This is a genomic window from Ramlibacter sp. GCM10027632 (genome assembly GCF_042675325.1).
Taxonomy (GTDB): Bacteria; Pseudomonadota; Gammaproteobacteria; order Burkholderiales; family Burkholderiaceae_C; genus Ramlibacter.
On sequence record NZ_JBHTGW010000005.1, the window covers coordinates 129,461 to 149,351 of the forward strand.

Genomic DNA, 19,891 nt, shown 5'->3' on the forward strand with positions numbered 1-19,891 from the left:
CTGCTTTCTGGAGGGTGTCCACCGCGGAACGTCGGAAATGCGGGAGGCTCAGTGTAGCGCGGGCCTCAGGCAGGCGGCAGGAGGTTTACCAGCACGTAGACCCCAGCGCCGCACGCGGTGAACGCCACCAGCGCGCACAGCCGAACGACCAGGTCATCGCGCGCGGAGATTGCCGGGCCAGCCACTCGCTTGTCCCCATGGAGCATGGGCCCGACCAGATCGGTACGCCGCGCCCGTGCATAGAAGACGATGGCGGCCACGTGCAGGCCGATGAGACCCAGGAGCAACCACTGGCCCCAGCCCTTGTGCCAGGCGGTGGCAGCCAGGCCGCTCGCCGTGCTGACGAAGCGGTTCAACGGGCCGGTGAAGGCGATCTCGTCATCGGCCACCAGGCCAGTGCCGACCTGGGCGGCGAGTACGGCCAGCATGGCCAGGACGGACAGTGATCCCAGCGGGTTGTGCCCCAGCCGCTGCGCCTCGCCGGGCTGCCCGCGCAGGTGGGCCAGGATGCGACCCGGGCTGGGCAGGAAGGTCGCGAAGCGTGACCAGTGCCCGCCGATGAATCCCCAGACCAGCCGGAACAGCAGAAGGGCGAGCACCGAGAACCCCAGGCGCGCATGCCAGTCGATCCAGTTGCCGGGCGCGTAGGCGGTGACGAATAGGCCGATCACGCAGGCGAGCAAGGCCCAGTGGAAGAGTCGGGTGGGCAGGTCCCAGACCCGCACGGTCTCATGATTCATGTATACATTGTGTCGCTTGTCCATCAACCAACTGGAGACCTGATGAAATTCCCCGCGACCCTGATCCTGGCCGTTTCCGCACTGGCCGCCGTCCCCGCCAGCGCCCAGTTCGCCAAGCCGGAGGACGCGGTGAAGTACCGCCAGAGCGCCTTGAGCCTGATGGGCACCCACCTGACCCGCCTGGGCCAGATGGCCAATGGCCGGGTGCCCTTCGACGCCAAGGTCGCCCAGGACAACGCACAGGTGCTCAGCGAACTCTCCCGCCTGCCCTGGGCCGGCTTCGTGCCCGGCAGCGAGAAGCTGTCCGCCAAGGCGAAGCCGGAGATCTGGGCGGAGCAGGCCAAGTTCAAGGATTACGCCGAGAAGATGGTGGCCGAGACCGCCAAGCTGTCGGCGGCCGCCAAGACCAACAATCTGGACAACCTCAAGACCGCGTTCGGGAGCACCGCGGCCAGCTGCAAGGCCTGCCACGACAACTACCGCGCCAACTGATTCGGCGCCTGCGGCGGGGGCTCAGGCCTCCGCCAGCAGCTTCTCGATCAGCTTGTGCAGCTCGGCGAAGTCGGGCGCGCCGACATAGCGCTTGACGATCTCGCCGCGCTTGTTCACCAGGTAGGTGGTGGGGGTGAGCGCCACATCGCCCCAGGCCTTGGCCACGGCGCCGGTGTTGTCGATCGCCACCTGGAACGGCAGTTTGCGGCTCTGCGTGAAGTTGACCACGTAAGCCGGCGGGTCGTAGCTCATGGCCACAGCCAGCGTCTGGTAGCCGCGGCTGCGGTACTTCTCGTGGGTGGCCACCAGTTCGGGCATCTCGGCCACGCAGGTCACGCAGCTGGTTGCCCAGAAATTGACCAGCGTCACCTGGCCCTTGAGGCTGGCGGTGGTCTGCTGGCTGCCATCGAGCAGCACGAAGGTGGAGGCCGGGGCCGCGGAGCGGCCGGTGCCCAGGTAGACGGCGGCCGCTGCGGCCACGACGACGGCCACCAGGGCGGCACTCCAAACACGCGTCTTCATCGATCAGGATCCTGTCTGAGTCCGAAATTGTAGGACTTGGAGTCAGGCCGCCTTGCCCAGTTCCATCTCGATCGCCTCCGGCAGCCGCTCTCGGATGGAATCGCGGCCGATGCGGCTGGTGCTGGATGCGTCCCAGGACGAGATGGCGAAGCCGCTGTTCTGCGGCGCCACCTCGATCACCGGGAAGCGCAGGTTGCGCTGCAGGAGGTCGGCATGCAGGTGGTCGAAGTCGGCGTCGTGCAGGTTCTCGTCGATGACGATCAGGTGTGGGGTGGACAGCTCGCAGGCGCGGGTGGCCTTGCTGGTCGAGGGCACGGTGTCCAGTCGCAGGTCCAGGCGCTGACAGACACGCGCGACGTCCCGCTGCAGCGCGGGGTCGTCGGTGACCAGGAGGACACGGGATCCCGCGAACTGACGGCTGCTGCCGCTGGCGACCAGCCAGGTGTCGGGCCCGCTGTCCTTGCGCTCGGTGTCGAGCGTGGTCAGGCCGGAGAGGTTGCGCACGGTCCGGGTGAACTCCAGGGTGAGCTGCGCCGACTCGGCGTCGAAGGCGCGGTCGACACGGACCTCCATGGCCTGCGCGAAGTGCTGCACGAGGAACCAGGCGAGGCAGTCCGGGTCGCGCCCGGCCGCGGCGCCGACCGCCTTGATCACCAGCAGGCCGTGCTCGGGCCAGTTCTGCATCCCCAGCTTCACCATCAGGTGCGAGCCCTGGTGCGCGGCCCAATCGGTGGCGGCGCCCAGCAGGCCGACGAGCAGGCCTGCGTCGACGATGACCTCGACGGCCCGCAGGCTCTGGCGCACCTCCATGCCCCGGGCCTGGAAGGCCGCATGGCGTTCCAGCAGGATGTCATGCACCGCCTGGTGCAGGGCCAGCTTCTCGTGCGACTGGCGCAGGCGCCCGTGGGCCAGGCGACCGACCTGCTGGCTCTGGATGGCAATGCGGTGGATGTCGGACAGGCCCGCGTCGAGTTCGGCCTGTTCGGCCTCGGGCAGGTCGCGGCGCGCGCGCAGGCTGGCCGCCAGGTGTTCGAGGCGGGCCAGGGGGGCGGCCAGCGCGGCCCCGATGGCCGAGGCCAGCTGCGGGCCGGAGACCGGCTGGAGCGGTTCGCGGGCAGGCGCCGCCGGGGCCGCTGTGGCGGCGGCGCCGGGCGCCGTTGCGCCGGTCCCGTTCGACTTGTCGTTCACTTCCCCTCCGGGTGTCATCTCTGCAGTTGACACTCTAGGAGAAAACGCATCGGTTTGCGACCTTTTGGCTAGGCGCAGGCGGCCAGCAGGTCGGCCAGTTCGCGCGGCGCGCTCACCATGGGGTCGTGGCCGGTGGCGAGTTCGACGATGCGTGCGCCGCCGCCGGCCGCCCACTGGCCGCCCCAGAAAGCCGGGTCGCGAACGCGCTGCCGGCTGGCGTCGATGGTGGCCAGCGCCGGCCGCGTGCAGTCGATGAAGGTGCGTGGTGTGCGCGCCACGCGCGCCGCGTCGAAAGGCAGCGGCGTGGTGTACGTGTGCCCCGGATGCGGCACCTGGCGGCGCTGCACCCATGCGTGGTCCTCGCCGGCCAGGCCGAAGGCCGAGGGGTCGGGCGGCGGGAAGGCGTAGTCGGGCGAGGCCTCGCACGCGGCGATGCGCGCCTCTCGGGTGGCGGCGGAATGCGTGCTGCACCACATCTCGCCCGGCTGCGGTACGACCGCGTCCACGTACACGAGGTGGCGCAGCCGCTCGCCCATACGGTCGGCGACGGCGGTGCCGAGCATGCCGGCGTACGAGTGCACCGCCAGCACCACGTCACGCAGTTCCTCGGCCTCTATGAGGGCGGTGATGTCGGCGATGTGCGTTTCCAGCGTGATCGCCGGGGACAGCAGGTGGGCGCGCTCGCCCACGCCGGTGAGCGTGACGGCATGGGCGCGGTGCCCCTGCGCGGCCAGCTGCTGCAGCACGCGCTGCCAGCACCAGCCGCCATGCCAGGCGCCATGGACGAGGACGAAGTGGGCCATTCGAATCCCTCTCAGATCACCTGCTCGCGTTGCAGCGCCTCGATGCGGTCGGCCTCGAGCCCGAGGACATCGGCCAGCACCTCCCGCGTGTGCTGCCCCAGCAGCGGCGGCGGCAGGTCCTTGCGCACGGGCGTGCCCCGAAGCTTGATCGGGCTGGCGACCAGGCGCAAGCCGGGCCGGTGCGGGTGGGCCCAGGTGTCGACCATGGCCCGCGCGTTGACCTGCGGGTCGTCGAAGACCTCGGCCAGGTTGTTGATGGCGCCGCACGGGACCTTGGCGGCCTCCAGGGCCGACAGCCACTGCGCCTTCGGCCGCGTCTTCATCACCGCCTCGAGCATCGGCACCAGGGTGGCGCGATGGCGCACCCTGTCCTGGTTGCGGATGAACCGCGGGTCCGCGGCGAGTTCCCCGCAGCCTGCCACCTCGCAGAACTTGGCGAACTGGCCGTCATTGCCCACCGCCAGGATGATGTGGTCGGCCGAGCCATCGGCCTTGGGCGCGACCTCGAACACCTGGTAGGGGACGATGTTGGCGTGGGCGTTGCCGGCCCGTCCCGGCACCTTGCCCGAGACCAGGTAGTTGGCCCCGAGGTTGGCGAGCATGGCCACCTGCGTGTCCAGCAGGGCCATGTCGACGCGCTGGCCCTCGCCGGTGCGCTCGGCGTGGCGCAGCGCCGCCAGGATGGCCACGGTGGCATTCAGGCCGGTGAACAGGTCGGCCACGGCCACGCCCACCTTCTGGGGGCCGCCGCCGAGGTCGTCGCGCTCGCCGGTGATGCTCATGAGGCCGCCCATGCCCTGGACCGCGTAGTCGTAGCCGGCGCGCTCGGCGTAGGGGCCGTCCTGGCCGAAGCCGGTGATGCTGCAGTAGACGATGCGCGGGTTGATCGCGCGCAGGCTGTCGTAGTCCAGGCCGTAGCGGGCCATGTCGCCGACCTTGAAGTTCTCGACGAACACGTCGCAATGCGCCGCCAGCTCGCGGATCAGGGCCTGGCCCTCGGGACGTGCGATGTCGCAGGTGACCGAGCGCTTGTTGCGGTTGGCGCCCAGGTAGTAGGCCGACTCCGGCGTGTCCCGGCCCTCGGTGTCCTGCAGGAAGGGCGGGCCCCAGCCGCGGGTGTCGTCGCCGGTGCCGGGGCGCTCGATCTTGATCACGTCGGCGCCCAGGTCGGCCAGGGTCTGGGTGCACCAGGGGCCGGCGAGCACGCGGGAGAGGTCCAGGACTCGGATGCCGTCAAGTGAGTTCATGGGGGAATTCTGCCCCGAAGCTCCACCCATAATCCGCGGATGCTCCTGTCTCGCCGTGACGCGGTGGTGGTGTTCATCGCCTTCGCGTTCGCCTACTTCTTCTCCGCGCTGGTGCGCGCGATCACCGCCACCCTGGCGCCCACCCTCACCCAGGAATTCGCGCTGAACGCGCGAGACCTCGGCCTGCTCGCCGGCGGCTACTTCATCGGCTTCGCGATCACGCAGCTGCCCCTGGGGCGCTGGCTGGACCGCCACGGCCCGAAGCGGGTGGTGCTCGGTTTCATGGCCGTGGCCGTGGCGGCCTGCCTGGCGTTCTCCCTGGCCACCGGCTTCTCGGGCCTGCTCGCCGCGCGGGTGCTGTGCGGGGTCGGCCTGAGCGCCAGCCTGATGGCGCCCATGACCGGCTTTCGCCGCTGGCTCACGCCCCACGCGCAGATGCGCGCCAACTCCTGGATGCTCATGACGGGCTCCAGCGGCATGGTGGCCTCGACGCTGCCGGTGCAGTGGCTGATGCCGGTGGTGGGCTGGCGCCCGCTGTTCTGGGGCCTGGCGGCGTTGCTCGCGCTGGCCTGGGTGGTGATCGCCTGGAAGGTGCCGGCATGGCCGGCCGCCCGGCCCGCGGACGGCGATGGCGACACCAGTTACCGCGAGGTCTGGCGCCACCCCTACTTCCGGCGCATGGTCCCGGTGGGCCTGATCACGTACGGGGGCATGGTCGCCATGCAGACGCTGTGGGCCGGGCCCTGGCTGGTGCGCGTGGCGGGCTACACGCCGGCGCAGGCGGCGACGGGCCTGTTCACCATCAACCTGTGCATGCTGGCCTCGTTCTGGGGCTGGGGGCTGCTCACGCCCTGGCTGTTCGCCCGCGGCTGGACCACCGACCGGCTGATCGCCCGCGGCCTGCCCCTGGGCTTTGCGGCGATGGTCGCGATCATCCTCCAGGGCGAGGAGGCCGGGGCCTGGCACTGGGCGGCGTTCTGCGCCGGCACCACCTTCGCCTCGCTGGCGCAGCCCGCGGTCGGCCTGGCCTTCCCGCCGGCGCTGGCCGGGCGCGCGCTCTCGGCCTACAACCTGGTCATCTTCTCCGGCATCTTCCTCGTGCAGTGGGGCATCGGCCTTCTGGTGGACGGCTTCCGCGCCCTGGGCTGGGCCGACCCGCCAAGCTTCCGGGCGGCGATGGCGGTGTTCCTGGTCGCCAGCGTCGCGGCCTGGGCCTGGTCGGTGGCCGGCAGGCAGGATAATCAACGGCAATGAACGCGATCCTGATCATCGGCCACGCGCCCCTGGCGCACGCGCTGCGGCAGTGCGCCCTGCACGTGTTCCCGGATTGCGGCGCCGGTGTCGGCGCGATCGACGTGCAGCCGAACCTCTCCCCCGAGGAGACGCTGGCCACCGCCCGCATCGCGATGGAGCAGCTCACGCACTCCCCCCAGGTCACCGGCGTGCTCGTGCTCACCGATATCTTCGGCGCCACCCCGAGCAACGTGGCGCAGAAGCTCGTCGATGGCGTGCGCTCGCGGCTGGTCACTGGCGTGAACCTGCCGATGCTGCTTCGCAGCGTGAGCTACCGCCACGAGTCGATGGACTCGCTCGTCGCGCGTGCCGTCAGCGGCGGCACGCAGGGCGTGATGCAGGTGACCGTGACCGCCCCCCAGAACCAGAAGCGACCGACCCATGACCCGGACCACCACGACCATCAGCAATAAGCTGGGCCTGCATGCCCGCGCCTCGGCCAAGCTCACCAAGCTGGCAGGCAGCTTTCCCTGCGAGGTGTGGATCTCCCGCGGCGAGCGGCGCGTCAACGCCAAGAGCATCATGGGCGTGATGATGCTGGCCGCCGGGCTGGGCTCCGAGGTCGTGCTCGAGACCGAGGGTGAGCGTGAGCAGGAGGCCATGGATGCCTTGCTGGCATTGATCGCCGACAAGTTCGGCGAGGGAGAATGAGGCCCGCCACCGGGCTGGAGACGCCATGACCTTCGCGATCCACGGACTTCCCGTCGCACGCGGCATTGCCATCGGCCGCGCCGTGCTCATGGGCGGCCGGGTCGACGTGGCGCACTACTTCATCGAGCCGGACCAGGTCGAGGCGGAGATCGCCCGCATCCGCGCCGGCCGCAACGCGGTGGTGGACGAGCTCCACCGCCTGCAGCAGACCATCGCGGGCATGGGCCCGAAGGAGGCGCCGCACGAGCTCTCCGCCCTGCTCGACGTGCACCTGATGCTGCTGCAGGACGAGGACCTCATCGCCGGCGTCAAGCACTGGATTTCCGACCGCCTCTACAACGCCGAGTGGGCGCTGACCACGCACCTCGAGTCGCTCTCGCGCCAGTTCGACGAGATGGAGGACGACTACCTGCGCGAACGCAAGGCCGACCTCGAGCAGGTGGCTGAGCGCATCCTGCGGTACATGAAGGGCGTGGCCTCGCCGGTGGCGGCGCCGCCGGCCAAGCGCGCCACCGCACCGCGCCAGCAGGACCTGCTGCTCGATGGCACGGTGGACGTGCCCCTGGTGCTGATCGCGCACGACCTCTCCCCGGCGGACATGCTGCAGTTCAAGCAGTCGGTGTTCGCGGGCTTCGTGACGGACGTGGGCGGCAAGACCTCGCACACCGCCATCGTCGCGCGCAGCATGGACATCCCGGCGGTTGTGGGCGCGCGCAGCGCCAGCCAGCTCGTGCGCCAGGACGACTGGGTCATCATCGACGGCGACGCCGGCGTGATGATCGTCGACCCCTCGCCCATCATCCTCGCCGAGTACGGCTTCAAGCAGCGCCAGGCCGAACTCGAACGCGGCCGCCTCGCGCGCCTCAAGCACACCCCCGCCGTCACGCTCGACGGCCAGAAGGTCGACCTGGTGGCCAACATCGAACTGCCCGAGGACGCCGCCGGCGCGCTCGAGGCCGGCGCGGTGGGCGTGGGCCTGTTCCGCAGCGAGTTCATGTTCATGGGCCGCCACGGCAAGCTCCCGGACGAGGAGGAGCAGTACCTGGCCTACCGCCGCGCCGTGGAAGGCATGCAGGGCCTGCCGGTGACCATCCGCACCATCGACGTGGGCGCCGACAAGCCGCTGGACGACACGCAGCAGCGTGACCTGGCGCACCTGAACCCCGCCCTGGGCCTGCGCGCGATCCGCTGGAGCCTGGCGGACCCGGCGATGTTCCTCACGCAGCTGCGCGCCATCCTGCGGGCGGCGGCGCACGGCAAGGTGAACATGCTGATCCCGATGCTGGCGCACGTGAGCGAGATCCGGCACACGCTGTCGCTGGTCGACTTCGCCCGCGCCGAGCTGGACAACCGGGGCGTGGCCTACGGGCCGGTGAGCCTGGGCGCGATGATCGAGATCCCGGCCGCGGCGCTCACGCTCAAGACCTTCCTCAAGTACTTCGACTTCCTCTCGATCGGCACCAACGACCTGATCCAGTACACCCTGGCGATCGACCGTGCCGACGAATCCGTCGCCCACCTGTACGACCCGTGCCACCCCGCGGTGCTGCGCCTGGTGGCCGACACCATCGCCGAGTGCCGCGCGCAGGGCAAGCCGGTGAGCGTGTGCGGCGAGATGGCGGGCGACGTGAGCTTCACCCGCCTGCTGCTGGGGCTGGGGCTGCGCTCGTTCTCCATGCACCCGGCGCAGATCCTGGCCGTGAAGCAGGAGGTGCTGCGGGCCGACACCGTCAAGCTGGCGCCCTGGGCCCTCGAGGTGGTCGAGGCCGAGGAGCCGGCCAAGCTGATGGAGTGAGGCGGCCCCGCCTCACCCGCTGATGCCCCCTACCCGCGGGTTCCCGCGATCGCCGCGCCGATGATCAGGGCGGCTGCCAGGGCAATGCTCGTGGAGAGCTGCCGGCCGCTCACCAGCATGAGCAGCACGGTCGACGCCAGCGGCGTGATGTAGCTCAGGATGCCGATCTGGCGCGCGTCGCCCTGCTTGAGGGCCTTGTCCCAGAGGAAGAACGCGGCGCCCAGCGGGCCCAGGCCCATCAGGGTGACCAGGACCCAGTCGGTCGTGGTCAGGCTGACCGCGGGTTCGAACAGCGCATGGCAGGCCAGCGACAGCAGGCCGGACACCAGCCCGAACAGCCCGATCGCCGCGGTGGGGAAGGCGGGCACGCGCCGGGTCCACAGCGAGTAAGTGGACCAGGCGAAGGCCGCGCCGAGCGCCGGCAGGTAACCCCAGGACCAACTGCTGCCGGCCGTGGCGGGCCCGCCGCCGAGGATGGCGATGGCTGCGCCGGTGAAGCCCGCCAGGGCGGCGACCACATGGGCCGGCCGCAGCCGCATCCCGGGCAGGAATACCGGGGCCAGCACCACGATCAGCAGGGGCCACAGGTAGTTCACCAGGTTGGCCTCCACGGGCGGAGCCAATCGCAGCGCGATGAACAGCAGGAGGTGATAGCCGAACAGGCCGTAGATCCCCAGGGCCAGCGTGCGCAGGGGGATCCGCCACTGGCGCACGAGCGGCCAGGCCGGGACGCTGCCGATCACCAGGGCGAGGCCGGTGAGGAGGAAGGGCGGGACATGCGAGAGCGCCAGGCCGAGCGAGGCCAGCGAGGCCCAGAGCGCGATGGCGCCCAGGGCGTGGAGGTTGGCGGGCATGGGGTGGGAGGATAAGCCCTGTCAGATCTGACATCCCCGCGGCCAGGGCCGGGTCCGGTGGGTGGAAGAATGGCCCGCAGACGAGCCTTCGTCCGTCGCCGGGCCCGCGGGCCCGGCGACCCAGGGAGGATGGCATCCGAGGCCGCCCGCAGAGGCCGCCGGCCCCCTGGGCCGGCATGACCCGGAGCCGTCCACGAAGCAAGCAGGCAGTACGTGGTCGGCGTGCGTGCGCGTGTGCCGGGGAGGCGTGATGCGTGGCGTGGACAGTGCAAGACGGCTCGTGCGGTATGGCCGGTGGGGGAGCAGCGTTCTGCTGCTGCTGTGGCTGGTCGGGTGCGCTTCGCCAGGGGGGCAGGCGGGAGCATCGGCGATCCCTGGCGGGCATCCGGTCTACAACTTCGGCGTCGCGCAGGACCGGGTGATGTTCGAGCGGCAAGTCGCCCGCGCACAAGTGAACTACAGTCCCCACAGCCAGCGCGCGTGGGGAGACTTTTCGGGTGGTGAGGGGTCCGGATTCATTGTCGGCCTCACAGGCTTTTACCCGCTGGATGTCCGCTGGAAACTCAAGGACGGTCGTCAGTTCATCGCAGAGCGCGTCGACGTCGGGCGCTTGGTGCGTGAGTTTGCCGAGACCCGCCAGATTCTCCTGCAGCACCAGCGAGAGCGCCGTACCTTTGGTCCCACTGGTGACCATCCGCCTCTGTTCGCGATCGCTGTGGCCGACGGTTGGCTCGTACTCAAGTGGCAGATCGTCTTCAACCTGAGGCCTGTTGCCGAGCGCCTGAAACCACCAGGCACGGTAGGGCCGGCGGTCTATGTCCGGGAGGAGCATATTGTTGCGACTGTCCCGGGGACACCGGCGCAGGACATCGACTTCGACAGTAAGTGGGACACCGTCCCGGAGCGGGTAGAGGCCCATGTCCGCTGACGACCAGCCCTACCTGGCCCCCTCCCTTCGGGACAGGGGTTACATCGGTGTGACGGGCACGACGCCCTACCGCGCCGCTTCAGCTGAGCAAGTCCGACAAATCGAGGAGATGCGAAATGCCGCTCAGTCATTTCCCGTCAACCAGACGGCGTCGTCCTCCGCCATCGTCATCAACGTCAATTTCGATGGGACCCATAACAACGGCAAATTTCCCAGGCCGGGCGAATCGCCGACGAACATCTTCTTGCTGACCCAGTTGCAGCAAACGCAGGGGGATATCCAAAACACCATCTACATACCCGGCCCCGGCGCACAGTTGAACGCAGCGGGTGCCACCGATGGCAATGGTGTCGCGCTTCCTTACACCGAGCCGAGCGTCTGGGATGCGTTGCCCATGAATGCAGGACGGATCGTCAATGCCAACGCGGACTACGCCTATGAGGAGGTCCGTCGACGCGTGTCCGAGATCCTCACCGAGAATCCCGACGCCGAAATCGTCTTCACCGTCAGCGGCTACAGTCGTGGCTCAGCCAGTGCCCTCGTGTTCCTCAACGAGTTACACGACCGCGGAATCGAAGGCCTGATTCCTCCCGGCTCCGCGAACGTCGCTCAGGCCACCTTCTTTGACCCCGTGCTCCAGGCCGACGGGGTACGCAACACGACCGTTCCGCCGGGGCTCGCGAATCCACCCCTGTTGCTGGTGTCCGATGATCCGCGCTACTCCTTTGTCTTGATGCCGTTCGACGGGGAGGCTCGGGTCATCAAGGTGCCCGGCGTCCATGCCACCATAGGCGGCGGCTACAACCCTGATGGCATATCGGGCGTGACCCTCGAGATGGCAGTTGGGACATTGGAAGCCCAGGGCATCCCGGTCGGGCCTATCCCCGAGGGGCTACGCCCCAATCCAGACCGCTATTTCCTCCACGACGCGTCCATCGACAACTATGGCAACGAGCGGTGGTCGACCTATGAGGGCGGCCGTCTGTTTGAGGGTGCGGGCCGCGGCGACCCTACGGTCGACGACTGGGTTGCGGGCCGGCGCCCATCACCGCAGCCTACCCCGCCCGACTCGTCGGCCGGTGACGCCATCGACACCCGCGTCCCCCAGGATCCCGCCCACCCCGACGGCCCGGCCTTCATCCTGCGCAACGTGACCGACCGCAACGGCGCCAGCGTCGTGGTCGTCCTCGACGAGGAGGGCCAGGAGCGCCTGCGCACCCGTCCAGGCGACACGCTCGAGCGTGACCCGGCCACCGGCCGCATCGTCGTGACCGATGCCACCGGCCAGCTCCACGCGAGCCTGGAGCCGGTCGTGACGGCCGCTGCCTTCGAGTCCGACGCGGTGCTGGACGACATCGAGGGCCCGACCCATCCCCTCGACGTCCCGCCCTCCGACCGGCCCGCCGATTCCCCCGAGCCCCACCCGCGCGCGCCGCTACCCGACGCCTCCCTCGCCGGGGCCGGGGCGGGGCTGTCCGCCGGCTCGGCCTTCCTGCGCCTGGACCAGTGGTCCACGCTCGACGACTCGCAGCGCGTCGAGGCGGTCCTGGGGGTCTACCGCGAGATCGATGGCCTCCAGCAAGGCGCCCTGGGCGAGGCCTCCGGCCTGGGTTCGCTGGACCCGGTGTCGGCCGCCCTGTCCCTCTGGCAAGCGGTGGAGGAAGGCGATGCCGCGCGCATCGCGCTGGGAGCGATCCGCCTGGCCGACACCTTCGGGCTGGAGGCCAGCCGCGAGATTGCAGGCTGGCTCGGGCTCGGGGACGCCGTGTCCGGCGTCATCCCCGGCCTGCAGCTGGCCCTCGCGATCGAGGCCGGCGACGTGGCCGGCATCATCAGCGGCGGCCTCGGCCTGTATGGATCCCTCAGCGGATCGGCCTGGGCCGGGCCGATGGCCATCGCGCTCAGTATCGGCTTCTCGCTGATCGCCGACGAGGACCCGCCTCCCGTCACCGGCGACGCCTGCGCGGGATGGGCCGACGACGGCGCCCTCGCCTTCACCAGCCCGCCCGGTGAAAACGGCGGCGAGCGCATCGCGAGGGACATGCTCACGCAACTCACCGAGGGCCTGGCCCAGCAGGTCGCCGCCCAGATGCCGGGGTGGGCGCTCATCCCCGACGGCCTGCCCGCGCTGCACGTGGGGATGTACCAGGCGGGAGGCCTCACGCCGTACTCGCTGACCTGGGTCGACGACCAGGGCCGCCAGCAGGTGCGGTACTACGACGAGTTCGGCCGCCGCGGCTGGCGGGACGACAGCCCCCTCTCCCAGGGGCCGCTGTGGACCGGCGCGCAGGACGACTACCCGCCCTATGCCTACCAGCTCGGCCTCGATTTCGCCCGGCTGGCGCAACACTACGCACTCGCGCCCGACTGGCAGGTGGAGGGGCTGCGGGCGCACTGGGTCGAGCAGGCGCAGGCCGGCGTCCCGCTGGAGGTGCGCCTGGAGACGCTGCGCGAGCGGCCGCTCGCCGGTGAGCTCTGGCAGGCCCCCGAGGCCAGCGAGGACGGCAGCCGGCAGGGCCTGACCGTCATCTCGCTGGGGCGGCCCGCCGCGGCCATCGGGCCCGCGCGCGAGGTGCTGGTCAACCTGGATGCGGACGCCTTCCTCGAGCGCACCCGGTGGGCCGCACCGGGCCAGGCCCTGGTCGGCCTGGACCTCGATGGCGACGGCCTGCTGCAGCCGCGCGAGCTGATCGGGGCGGACCCCGAGGGCCTCGACACCAACCGGGATGGCCGCATCGACGCACGCGATCCCGCCTTCCACGCGCTGAGGCTGTGGGTCGATCTCGAGGGCGATGGCGCCAGCCGCAGCGGCGGGCATGACGAGACCGTGTCGCTGGCCGACAGCGGCCTGGCGGCCCTCGTGCTGCAGCCCGGGGGGCTCGTCCTCGAATGGTCCGATGGCCGCCGCGAAACCGCCGGCCTCATCGCCATCACGGGCGAGTCGCAGGGCCGGCTCGTGCGGGCGGGTCAGGGCGAGGCGGTGGGCGTCACCGAACTGCGCGAAGCCGACGAAGGTCAGGTTGACGCGTATTTCCATGCGGTCAACACGCGCGAAGTCGATGCCCGTGTCCATGAGGGGGAGGACGCGCGGGGGCGGCAGCCTGCGGTGGTGCGGCCGGGCGATGCGCGGCTCACCGGCCGGCCTGCCGCGACCTCGCTCGCGCAGTCCCGCGTCGAGGTGACGGCGGGCATGGTCCGCGCGGCCCAGGGGGACCTGTTCGCGTCGGAGGGGGCGCTCATGGCGTCGGTGGCGCTGGGCTTCTCCGGGGCGGCCGTGGCCATGCCGGTGGCCGGGGAGTCGGGCGGCGGTTCGGCCCTGTCGGTGGCGGGGCGTCCGGATGTCGCCATCTTCCGATCCCCGGCGGGCACGGACAGCGGTGGGGCGGGTGCGGCGACCGATGCCGCCGACGGCCCCGGCGGGGCCTGGCCGGCGATACCCGGTGGCCTGGTGCGGGTGTCCGTGGCCGAGCCGCTGATCGCGCGGGATCGGCCAGGGGCCTGGGGAGCGGATGAGGTGGCGCCCTTCGACCCGGGCGCCATCGTTCACTACGCTGCACCGGGCCGGTGGCCGCTCGCCGACGTACCGCCGCCCTTCCAGGCGCAGCCCCTGGGGCCCGGCATGGTGCCCGCTGTGCCGCATCCGGCGACCGAGCCGGTGCGCGCCCAGGCGCCCGCGCCATCGTCGCCTCCCGCACCAGCACCGGCACCAGCACCGGCACCAGCACCGGCACCAGCACCAGCACCGGCACCGGCACCGGCACCAGCACCGGCACCGGCACCAGCACCAGCACCAGCACCAGCACCAGCACCAGCACCAGCACCAGCACCAGCACCAGCACCAGCACCAGCGCCGGCACCAGCACCAGCGCCGGCACCAGCACCAGCGCCGGCACCAGCACCAGCACCGGCACCGGCACCGGCACCGGCACCACCGCCTCCGCCTCCGCCTCCGCCTCCGCCACCGCCACCGCCACCGCCACCTGAGAACCATGCGCCCGTGGTCCAGGGTGAGGCCGTCTCGGCACAGGAAGACACCGTGCTCCTGTTCGATCCCGGGCTGCTCCTCGCGAACGACCGGGATCCCGACGGCGACACCCTGCGCATCACGTCGATCGACGCCGTCCTGCACGGCAGCGTGCGCATGGTGGCCGCGCCGGACGGCACGCCGCGCATCGAGTTCACGCCCGACCCCGAGTACGCGGGCCTGGCTGGCTTCCGCTATGTCGTCAGCGACGGCACCGCGTCGGCGCACGGGCAGGTGCAGGTCGAGCTCGCCCCGGTGAACGACGCGCCGGCGGCAACCGGCGAATCGTTCACCGGCGTGATGGACACCCGCTACACCTTCACGCCCGAGGCCCTGCTGGCCAACGATACCGACGCCGAGACGCCCACCGGCCTGCGCCTCGTGCGCGTCGGCCCCGCCGCGCACGGAACGGTGTCGCTGACCGAAGCCGGCGTGGTCTTCGACCCCGAGCCCGGCTACGCGGGTCCCGCCGGCTTCTCGTACACCGTGGCGGACGCCGAGGGCGCGACGGCGGCGGCCACCGTGCGCATCGACCTCGCGCGCACCAACCACCCGCCCCGCGCCGCGGACGACAGCTTCCACGTCAACGAGGACCCCGGCACCGTCCTCATCAGCTTCGACCAGCTGCTGGCCAACGACACCGACCCGGACACGCCGGCCACCGGCGAACGCCTCACCATCGAGGCCATCACGCCCCAGGTCCCCGGCGCGGGGACCTACGAGCTCGACCCCGTCGCCCGCACCGTGCGGTTCGTGCCCGCGCCGGACTACCACGGCCCCGCCGATTTCCTGTACCGCGCCAGCGACGGCCGTGGCGGTAGCGCCGAGGCCACCGCCCGTGTCACGGTGCACGCCGTCAACGATGCCCCGGTGGTCCTCGGCGACGACCCCGCACCCAAGGAGCCCACCCCCTGGGGCCCGCACCGCGGCCGCTTCCTCGCGACGGACGTGGACGGCCCCGGCCCCATCACCTGGGAGCTCGCGCGCGCGCCGGACCGCGGCAGCGTCTCGCTGAACACCGCCACGGGCGACTGGCTCTACGACCCGCGCGGCGAGAAGGGCGGGCAGACCACCTTCACCGTGGTGGCCACGGACGGCGTCGACCGCACCCCGTTCCACATGACGCTCGCGGTCGGCACCTACGGCTACCCCTTCGTCGATAGCAGCGCGGACGGCGGCCCGGTGGTGGTCGACCTCGCCGGTGACGGCATCGACCTCGTCGGCGCTGCGGATTCGGTGGCCTATGCGGACTTCGGCGGTGACGGCCGCATCGAGCGCATCGGGTGGGTCGCCGGCGACGACGCCCTGCTCGCCTGGGACCACGACCGCGATGGCGCGGTCCGCCGCATCGACGAGATCAGCCTCGCCCGCTACCAGCCCGGCGCCACCTCGGACCTCGAAGGCCTGCGTGCCTTCGACAGCAACCGCGACGGCTGGTTCGACGCCGCCGACGCGCGCTGGTCCGAGTTCGGCCTGCTCGCGGCCGATGGCGCGTTCACGCCGATCTCGGACACGCAGGTCGCCGGCATCTCCCTCGCGCGCGGCGGCGAAGCCTGGGCGAGCGAGGGCAACACGGTCCTGGGCACCTCCCCGGTGCGGCTGGACGACGGCTCCACCACCCAGGCCGGTGACGTGGTGCTCGGCGCGCAGGCGGCGGCTGCCGACGAGGCCGCGGACCTCGCCCGCCGCGCCCAGGTGTTCCTGGCGTGGGCGGCGAGTTCGCCCGCGGCCGAGCCGCCGCCCCTCACCTTCACGCCGCTGCCCGGCGATGCCGATGTGTACGCCATCGACCCGTTCCTGCCCCTGCACGACCCCGCCGGCGCCACGCCCGGGAGGCCGGCATGAGCGCCCGCCCGCCGGCTGCCGGCGCGGCGCAGCAGGCCGAGGTGCTGCGCCTGTTCGCCGGCCTCTTCGGCCTGCACCCCGACGCCGCCCTGCTGCTGCGCGAGCATGGCGCCGCCGACGGATCGCTCGGCCTTGCGCAGGCCGCCCTGGCCTTGCAGGCCCTGGGCCTGGAGCCGGTGGCGCGCCGTGGCCGGCTCTCCCGGGCGCGGCGCGGGCCGATGCCCGTGCTCGCCGAGGCGCGGGATGGTCGCCTCCTCCTGGCCTCGCCGGCCGCGGCCGGCGGCTGGCTCGTGCAGTGCGCCGGCGAGGCCGCGCCCCAGGCCCTGGGCGATGACGCGCTCGCGGCCCTGTGGGGCGGCCGCTGGCTGGCCGTGCCGCGTGCGCCGGGCGAGCTGGCGGGCGAGGCGCCCGGGGCGGCGCGCTTCGGCCTCGGCTGGTTCCTGCAGGCCCTGCGCCCGCACCGCGCCGTGCTGGCCGAGGTGCTGCTCGCGTCGCTGTTCCTGCAGCTGCTCGCACTGGCCACGCCGCTGGTGCTGCAGGTGGTGATCGACAAGGTGCTCACCCAGCGCACCCCGTCCACCCTCGACGTGCTGGTCCTGGGCCTGCTGGCCCTGGGCGTCTTCGAGGCCGTCCTTGCGCTCCTGCGTCACTACCTGTCCAACCACACGGCCCAGCGGCTCGACGTGGCGCTCGGCGCGCGCGTCTTCCGGCACCTGCTGCGCCTGCCGTTGTCCTACTTCGACCGGCGGCGCCCGGCGGACACCGCCGCCTGCCTGCGCGAGCTGGAGAACGTGCGGGCCTTCCTCACCGGCCCCGCACTGGGCAGCGGGCTGGACCTGGCGTTCGTCTTCATCTTCCTCGCGGTCATGGCCCACTACAGCGTGGGCCTCGCGGCGGTGGTCGCCGCCTCGCTGCCGGTCTTCGCGTTGCTCTCGTGGGGCCTGGCGCCCCGCCTGCGGCGTGAGCTGGACGACCGCCATGCGCTGGGCGCCGAGAACCAGGCCTTCCTCACCGAGGCCATCGGCGCCATCGAGACCCTCAAGTCCCAGGCGCTCGAGCCCGCCTGGCAGCGGGCCTGGGAGCGCCGCCTCGCGCGGCAGGTGCGCGCAGCCTTCCACGCCGGCCAGGTGGCGCAGGGAACGCAGCAGGCGCTGGCCCTGGCCTCGCGCCTGCTCACCGTGGCACTGCTGTGGCTGGGGGCCCGCGAGGTGATCGCGGGCACGCTCACCGTCGGCGGGCTGATCGCCTTCAACATGCTGGCCAGCCGTGTCCATGCTCCCGTGCTCAAGCTCGCCTCCCTCTGGCAGGACACGGTGCAGCTGCGGGTGAGCCTGCGCCGGCTCGCGCAGGTCATGGAGGTCCGCCCCGAGCCCGCGCTCGCGTTGGGCACCAGCCTGCCGCCGCCGCTGCGCGGCGAGCTGCGCCTGGAGGCCGTGGCGTTCCGCTACGCGCCGCATTTGCCGCGGGTGCTGGACGGCTTCAGCCTGCAGGTTCGCCCGGGCGAGATCGTCGCCCTCGCCGGCGAATCGGGCGCGGGCAAGACCACCGTGCTGCGGCTGCTGCAGCGGCTGCACGCCCCCGAGGCCGGGCGGGTCCTCGTCGACGGGCATGACGTCGCCCTGATGGACCCGGCCTGGCTGCGCCGGCAGGTGGCCGTGGTGCCGCAGGAGCCGGTGCTGTTCCACCTCACGGTGCGCGAGAACATCGCGGCGGCGGCCCCCGGCCTGCCGATGGAGCGCGTGGTCGAGGCCGCCCGCGCGGCGGGGGCGCACGAGTTCATCCTGTGCCTGCCGCAGGGGTACGACACGCGGGTCGGCGAGCGCGGTGCGCGGCTGTCCGGCGGGCAGCGGGCGCGCATCGCGATCGCCAGGGCCCTGGCCGCCGACCCGGCGGTACTCCTGCTTGACGAGCCCAGTGCCTGGCTCGACGAGGCGGGCGAGGCGGCGCTGCTGGCGCAGCTGCGCGCCTGGAGCGCGCAACGCAGCGTCGTCGTCGTGGCGCACCGGCCCTCCATGCTGCGGCTGGCGCACCGCGTGGTCGTGATCGGGCAGGGCCGCGCCGTGTCCGGCAGCGAGCCAGGCGACCTGAGCGCTGCGAGTGCGTCGAGTGCGTCGAGTGCGTCGAGTGCCTCCGCCGCTGCGAGCGACCGCGGCGCGCCGGATGCCGGCGCCGCGCCCCTGGAGCCGCTCCATGCGTGAGCCGGCCAACCCCTTCGGCATCGACGCCATCGCCCTGCAGGCGCAGCCGCCGCTCCTGCGCGCGCGCCTCGTGCTGTGGACGCTGTGCGCGCTGCTCGCCGCAACGCTCGCCTACGCCAGCTGGGTCCGCACCGACATCGTCATCACCGCGCAAGGGCGCGTGATCGCCTCCGGCCGCAGCAAGGTCGTGCAGTCGCCCGAGGGCGGCGTGGTCCGCCGCATCGCAGTGCGCGACGGCCAGGCCGTCCGGGCGGGCGAGGTGCTGATCGAGCTCGACCCCACCGCCAGCGACGCCGACCGCGAGCGCCTGCAGCGCGAGGCCTGGGAGGCGCAGGCTGACGTGGAGCGCCTGGCCGGCCTGCTGGCCGGGCATGCCACGCTGGCGGGGCTGCCCGGCATGCCGCCGGACCTCCTCGCGCACCAGCAGGCCCTGCTGGCCGCGCGCGCCGTCGAGCAGCGCGCCCGGGTGGACGCCCTCCAGGCCGAAGCCGTGCGCCGGCAGGCCGAGCGTGACACGCTGGCCTCGGGGCTGGAGGCGCTCGCGCGCAGCGCACCCCTGGTGGGGCGGCGGCTGGAGATGCGCGAGTCGCTGGCCCGCACCGGCTTCCTCTCCGACGGCGCCCTCATCGACACGCGGCTCGAGGCGCAGCAGCATGAGCGCGACCTCGCCCTGCAGGCCAGCCGCCTGCGCGAGGCCGAGGCTGGCTGGCAGGCGGCGCACCGCCAGGTTGCGCTCGCCGAGGCGGAATTCCGTTCGCGCATCCGCACCGAGCTGGCCGAGGCCCGGCGCCGGCGCGAGGCCACCGGGCAGGAGCTGGTGAAGGCCCGGCAGCGGCGCGAGTGGCAGGTGCTGCGCAGCCCCATCGACGGGGTGGTGCAGCAGCTCGCGGTGGCCACCGAGGGCGGCGTCGTCACGCCGGCGCAGGCCCTGCTCACCGTGGTGCCGCAGCAGGCCGCCCTCGAGGTCGAGGCCCGGGTGCTCAATCGCGACATCGGCCATGTGCGGGTCGGCCAGCCGGTGGCCAGCAAGCTCGAGGCCTTCGACTTCACGCGCCACGGCGCGATCGGCGGCGAGGTCACCTGGGTCGGCACCGACGCCCTCCAGGACCCGGCGCTTGGCGCGGCCTATCCCGTGCGGATCCGGCTGGATGCCCTGCGCACGCCGCGCAGCGCCGACGGCGCCGAGGGGCTGGCCGTGCCCGGCATGAACGTGGCGGCCGAGATCCGCACCGGCCGGCGCCGCCTGGTCGACTACTTCCTCAGCCCCCTGCTGCGAGGGTGGCAGGAGTCCCTTCGCGAACGCTAGGAGTG

15 protein-coding genes are annotated in these 19,891 nt (G+C 72.1%); 9 read left to right on the top strand and 6 right to left on the bottom strand.

The features are described 5' to 3' along the window. Positions 1-65: 65 nt before the first annotated feature. The gene (locus tag ACFQZY_RS09570) at positions 66-740 is read right to left on the bottom strand and encodes a cytochrome b/b6 domain-containing protein (protein ID WP_377415397.1); all 675 of its coding nucleotides are present in this window, start codon (positions 738-740) and stop codon (positions 66-68) included. A gap of 42 nt (positions 741-782) precedes the next feature. On the opposite strand from ACFQZY_RS09570, the gene ACFQZY_RS09575 reads away from it, so the two are divergent. Next, positions 783-1,232, top strand: coding sequence for a c-type cytochrome (locus ACFQZY_RS09575; protein ID WP_377415398.1), 450 nt, complete (start codon positions 783-785; stop codon positions 1,230-1,232). Between the two features lie 21 nt (positions 1,233-1,253). Here ACFQZY_RS09575 and ACFQZY_RS09580 read toward each other — a convergent pair whose 3' ends face one another. From ACFQZY_RS09580 to ACFQZY_RS09595, 4 genes are all read right to left on the bottom strand, one after another. Beyond that, the gene (locus tag ACFQZY_RS09580) at positions 1,254-1,754 is read right to left on the bottom strand and encodes a TlpA disulfide reductase family protein (RefSeq protein WP_377415399.1); all 501 of its coding nucleotides are present in this window, start codon (positions 1,752-1,754) and stop codon (positions 1,254-1,256) included. Between the two features lie 42 nt (positions 1,755-1,796). Beyond that, entirely contained in the window at positions 1,797-2,942 is a 1,146-nt protein-coding gene (locus tag ACFQZY_RS09585) for a hypothetical protein (RefSeq protein WP_377415400.1), read from the bottom strand. A 68-nt stretch (positions 2,943-3,010) separates the two neighbouring features. Then, positions 3,011-3,745, bottom strand: a complete 735-nt coding sequence (locus ACFQZY_RS09590) for an alpha/beta fold hydrolase (RefSeq protein WP_377415401.1) — start codon at positions 3,743-3,745, stop codon at positions 3,011-3,013. Between the two features lie 11 nt (positions 3,746-3,756). Then, positions 3,757-4,992 carry a CaiB/BaiF CoA transferase family protein gene (locus ACFQZY_RS09595; RefSeq protein ID WP_377415402.1) on the bottom strand — a complete coding sequence of 412 codons (1,236 nt, stop codon included), beginning with the start codon at positions 4,990-4,992 and terminating at the stop codon, positions 3,757-3,759. Positions 4,993-5,031: 39 nt separating this feature from the next. On the opposite strand from ACFQZY_RS09595, the gene ACFQZY_RS09600 reads away from it, so the two are divergent. From ACFQZY_RS09600 to ptsP, 4 genes are read left to right on the top strand one after another with little or no spacing between them, the layout of a single operon-like run. Beyond that, complete coding sequence (locus tag ACFQZY_RS09600) at positions 5,032-6,246, top strand: MFS transporter (RefSeq protein WP_377415403.1); 1,215 nt, start codon at positions 5,032-5,034, stop codon at positions 6,244-6,246. Further along, on the top strand, positions 6,243-6,698 hold the full coding sequence (locus ACFQZY_RS09605) for a PTS sugar transporter subunit IIA (protein WP_377415404.1): 456 nt from the start codon (positions 6,243-6,245) through the stop codon (positions 6,696-6,698). Before ACFQZY_RS09600 ends, ACFQZY_RS09605 begins: the two co-directional genes overlap by 4 nt. After that, positions 6,667-6,936 carry an HPr family phosphocarrier protein gene (locus ACFQZY_RS09610; RefSeq protein WP_377415405.1) on the top strand — a complete coding sequence of 90 codons (270 nt, stop codon included), beginning with the start codon at positions 6,667-6,669 and terminating at the stop codon, positions 6,934-6,936. The genes ACFQZY_RS09605 and ACFQZY_RS09610 overlap by 32 nt, the downstream gene beginning before the upstream one ends. A gap of 25 nt (positions 6,937-6,961) precedes the next feature. Continuing rightward, complete coding sequence (gene ptsP, locus ACFQZY_RS09615; RefSeq protein WP_377415406.1) at positions 6,962-8,731, top strand: phosphoenolpyruvate--protein phosphotransferase; 1,770 nt, start codon at positions 6,962-6,964, stop codon at positions 8,729-8,731. Positions 8,732-8,760: 29 nt separating this feature from the next. On the opposite strand, the gene ACFQZY_RS09620 is transcribed toward ptsP, so the two are convergent. After that, a complete protein-coding gene (locus ACFQZY_RS09620) occupies positions 8,761-9,585 on the bottom strand; it encodes a DMT family transporter (protein ID WP_377415407.1) in 825 nt (274 codons plus the stop codon). A gap of 250 nt (positions 9,586-9,835) precedes the next feature. On the opposite strand from ACFQZY_RS09620, the gene ACFQZY_RS09625 reads away from it, so the two are divergent. From ACFQZY_RS09625 to ACFQZY_RS09640, 4 genes are all read left to right on the top strand, one after another. Further along, positions 9,836-10,513 (top strand): hypothetical protein, encoded by a 678-nt coding sequence (locus ACFQZY_RS09625; protein ID WP_377415408.1) that lies wholly within the window; start codon positions 9,836-9,838, stop codon positions 10,511-10,513. A 1,150-nt stretch (positions 10,514-11,663) separates the two neighbouring features. Then, positions 11,664-16,382 (top strand): Ig-like domain-containing protein, encoded by a 4,719-nt coding sequence (locus ACFQZY_RS09630; RefSeq protein WP_377415409.1) that lies wholly within the window; start codon positions 11,664-11,666, stop codon positions 16,380-16,382. Continuing rightward, a complete protein-coding gene (locus ACFQZY_RS09635) occupies positions 16,379-18,580 on the top strand; it encodes a peptidase domain-containing ABC transporter (RefSeq protein WP_377415410.1) in 2,202 nt (733 codons plus the stop codon). Before ACFQZY_RS09630 ends, ACFQZY_RS09635 begins: the two co-directional genes overlap by 4 nt. Next, complete coding sequence (locus ACFQZY_RS09640) at positions 18,573-19,886, top strand: HlyD family type I secretion periplasmic adaptor subunit (protein WP_377415411.1); 1,314 nt, start codon at positions 18,573-18,575, stop codon at positions 19,884-19,886. The genes ACFQZY_RS09635 and ACFQZY_RS09640 overlap by 8 nt, the downstream gene beginning before the upstream one ends. The last annotated feature ends 5 nt before the right edge of the window (positions 19,887-19,891 follow it).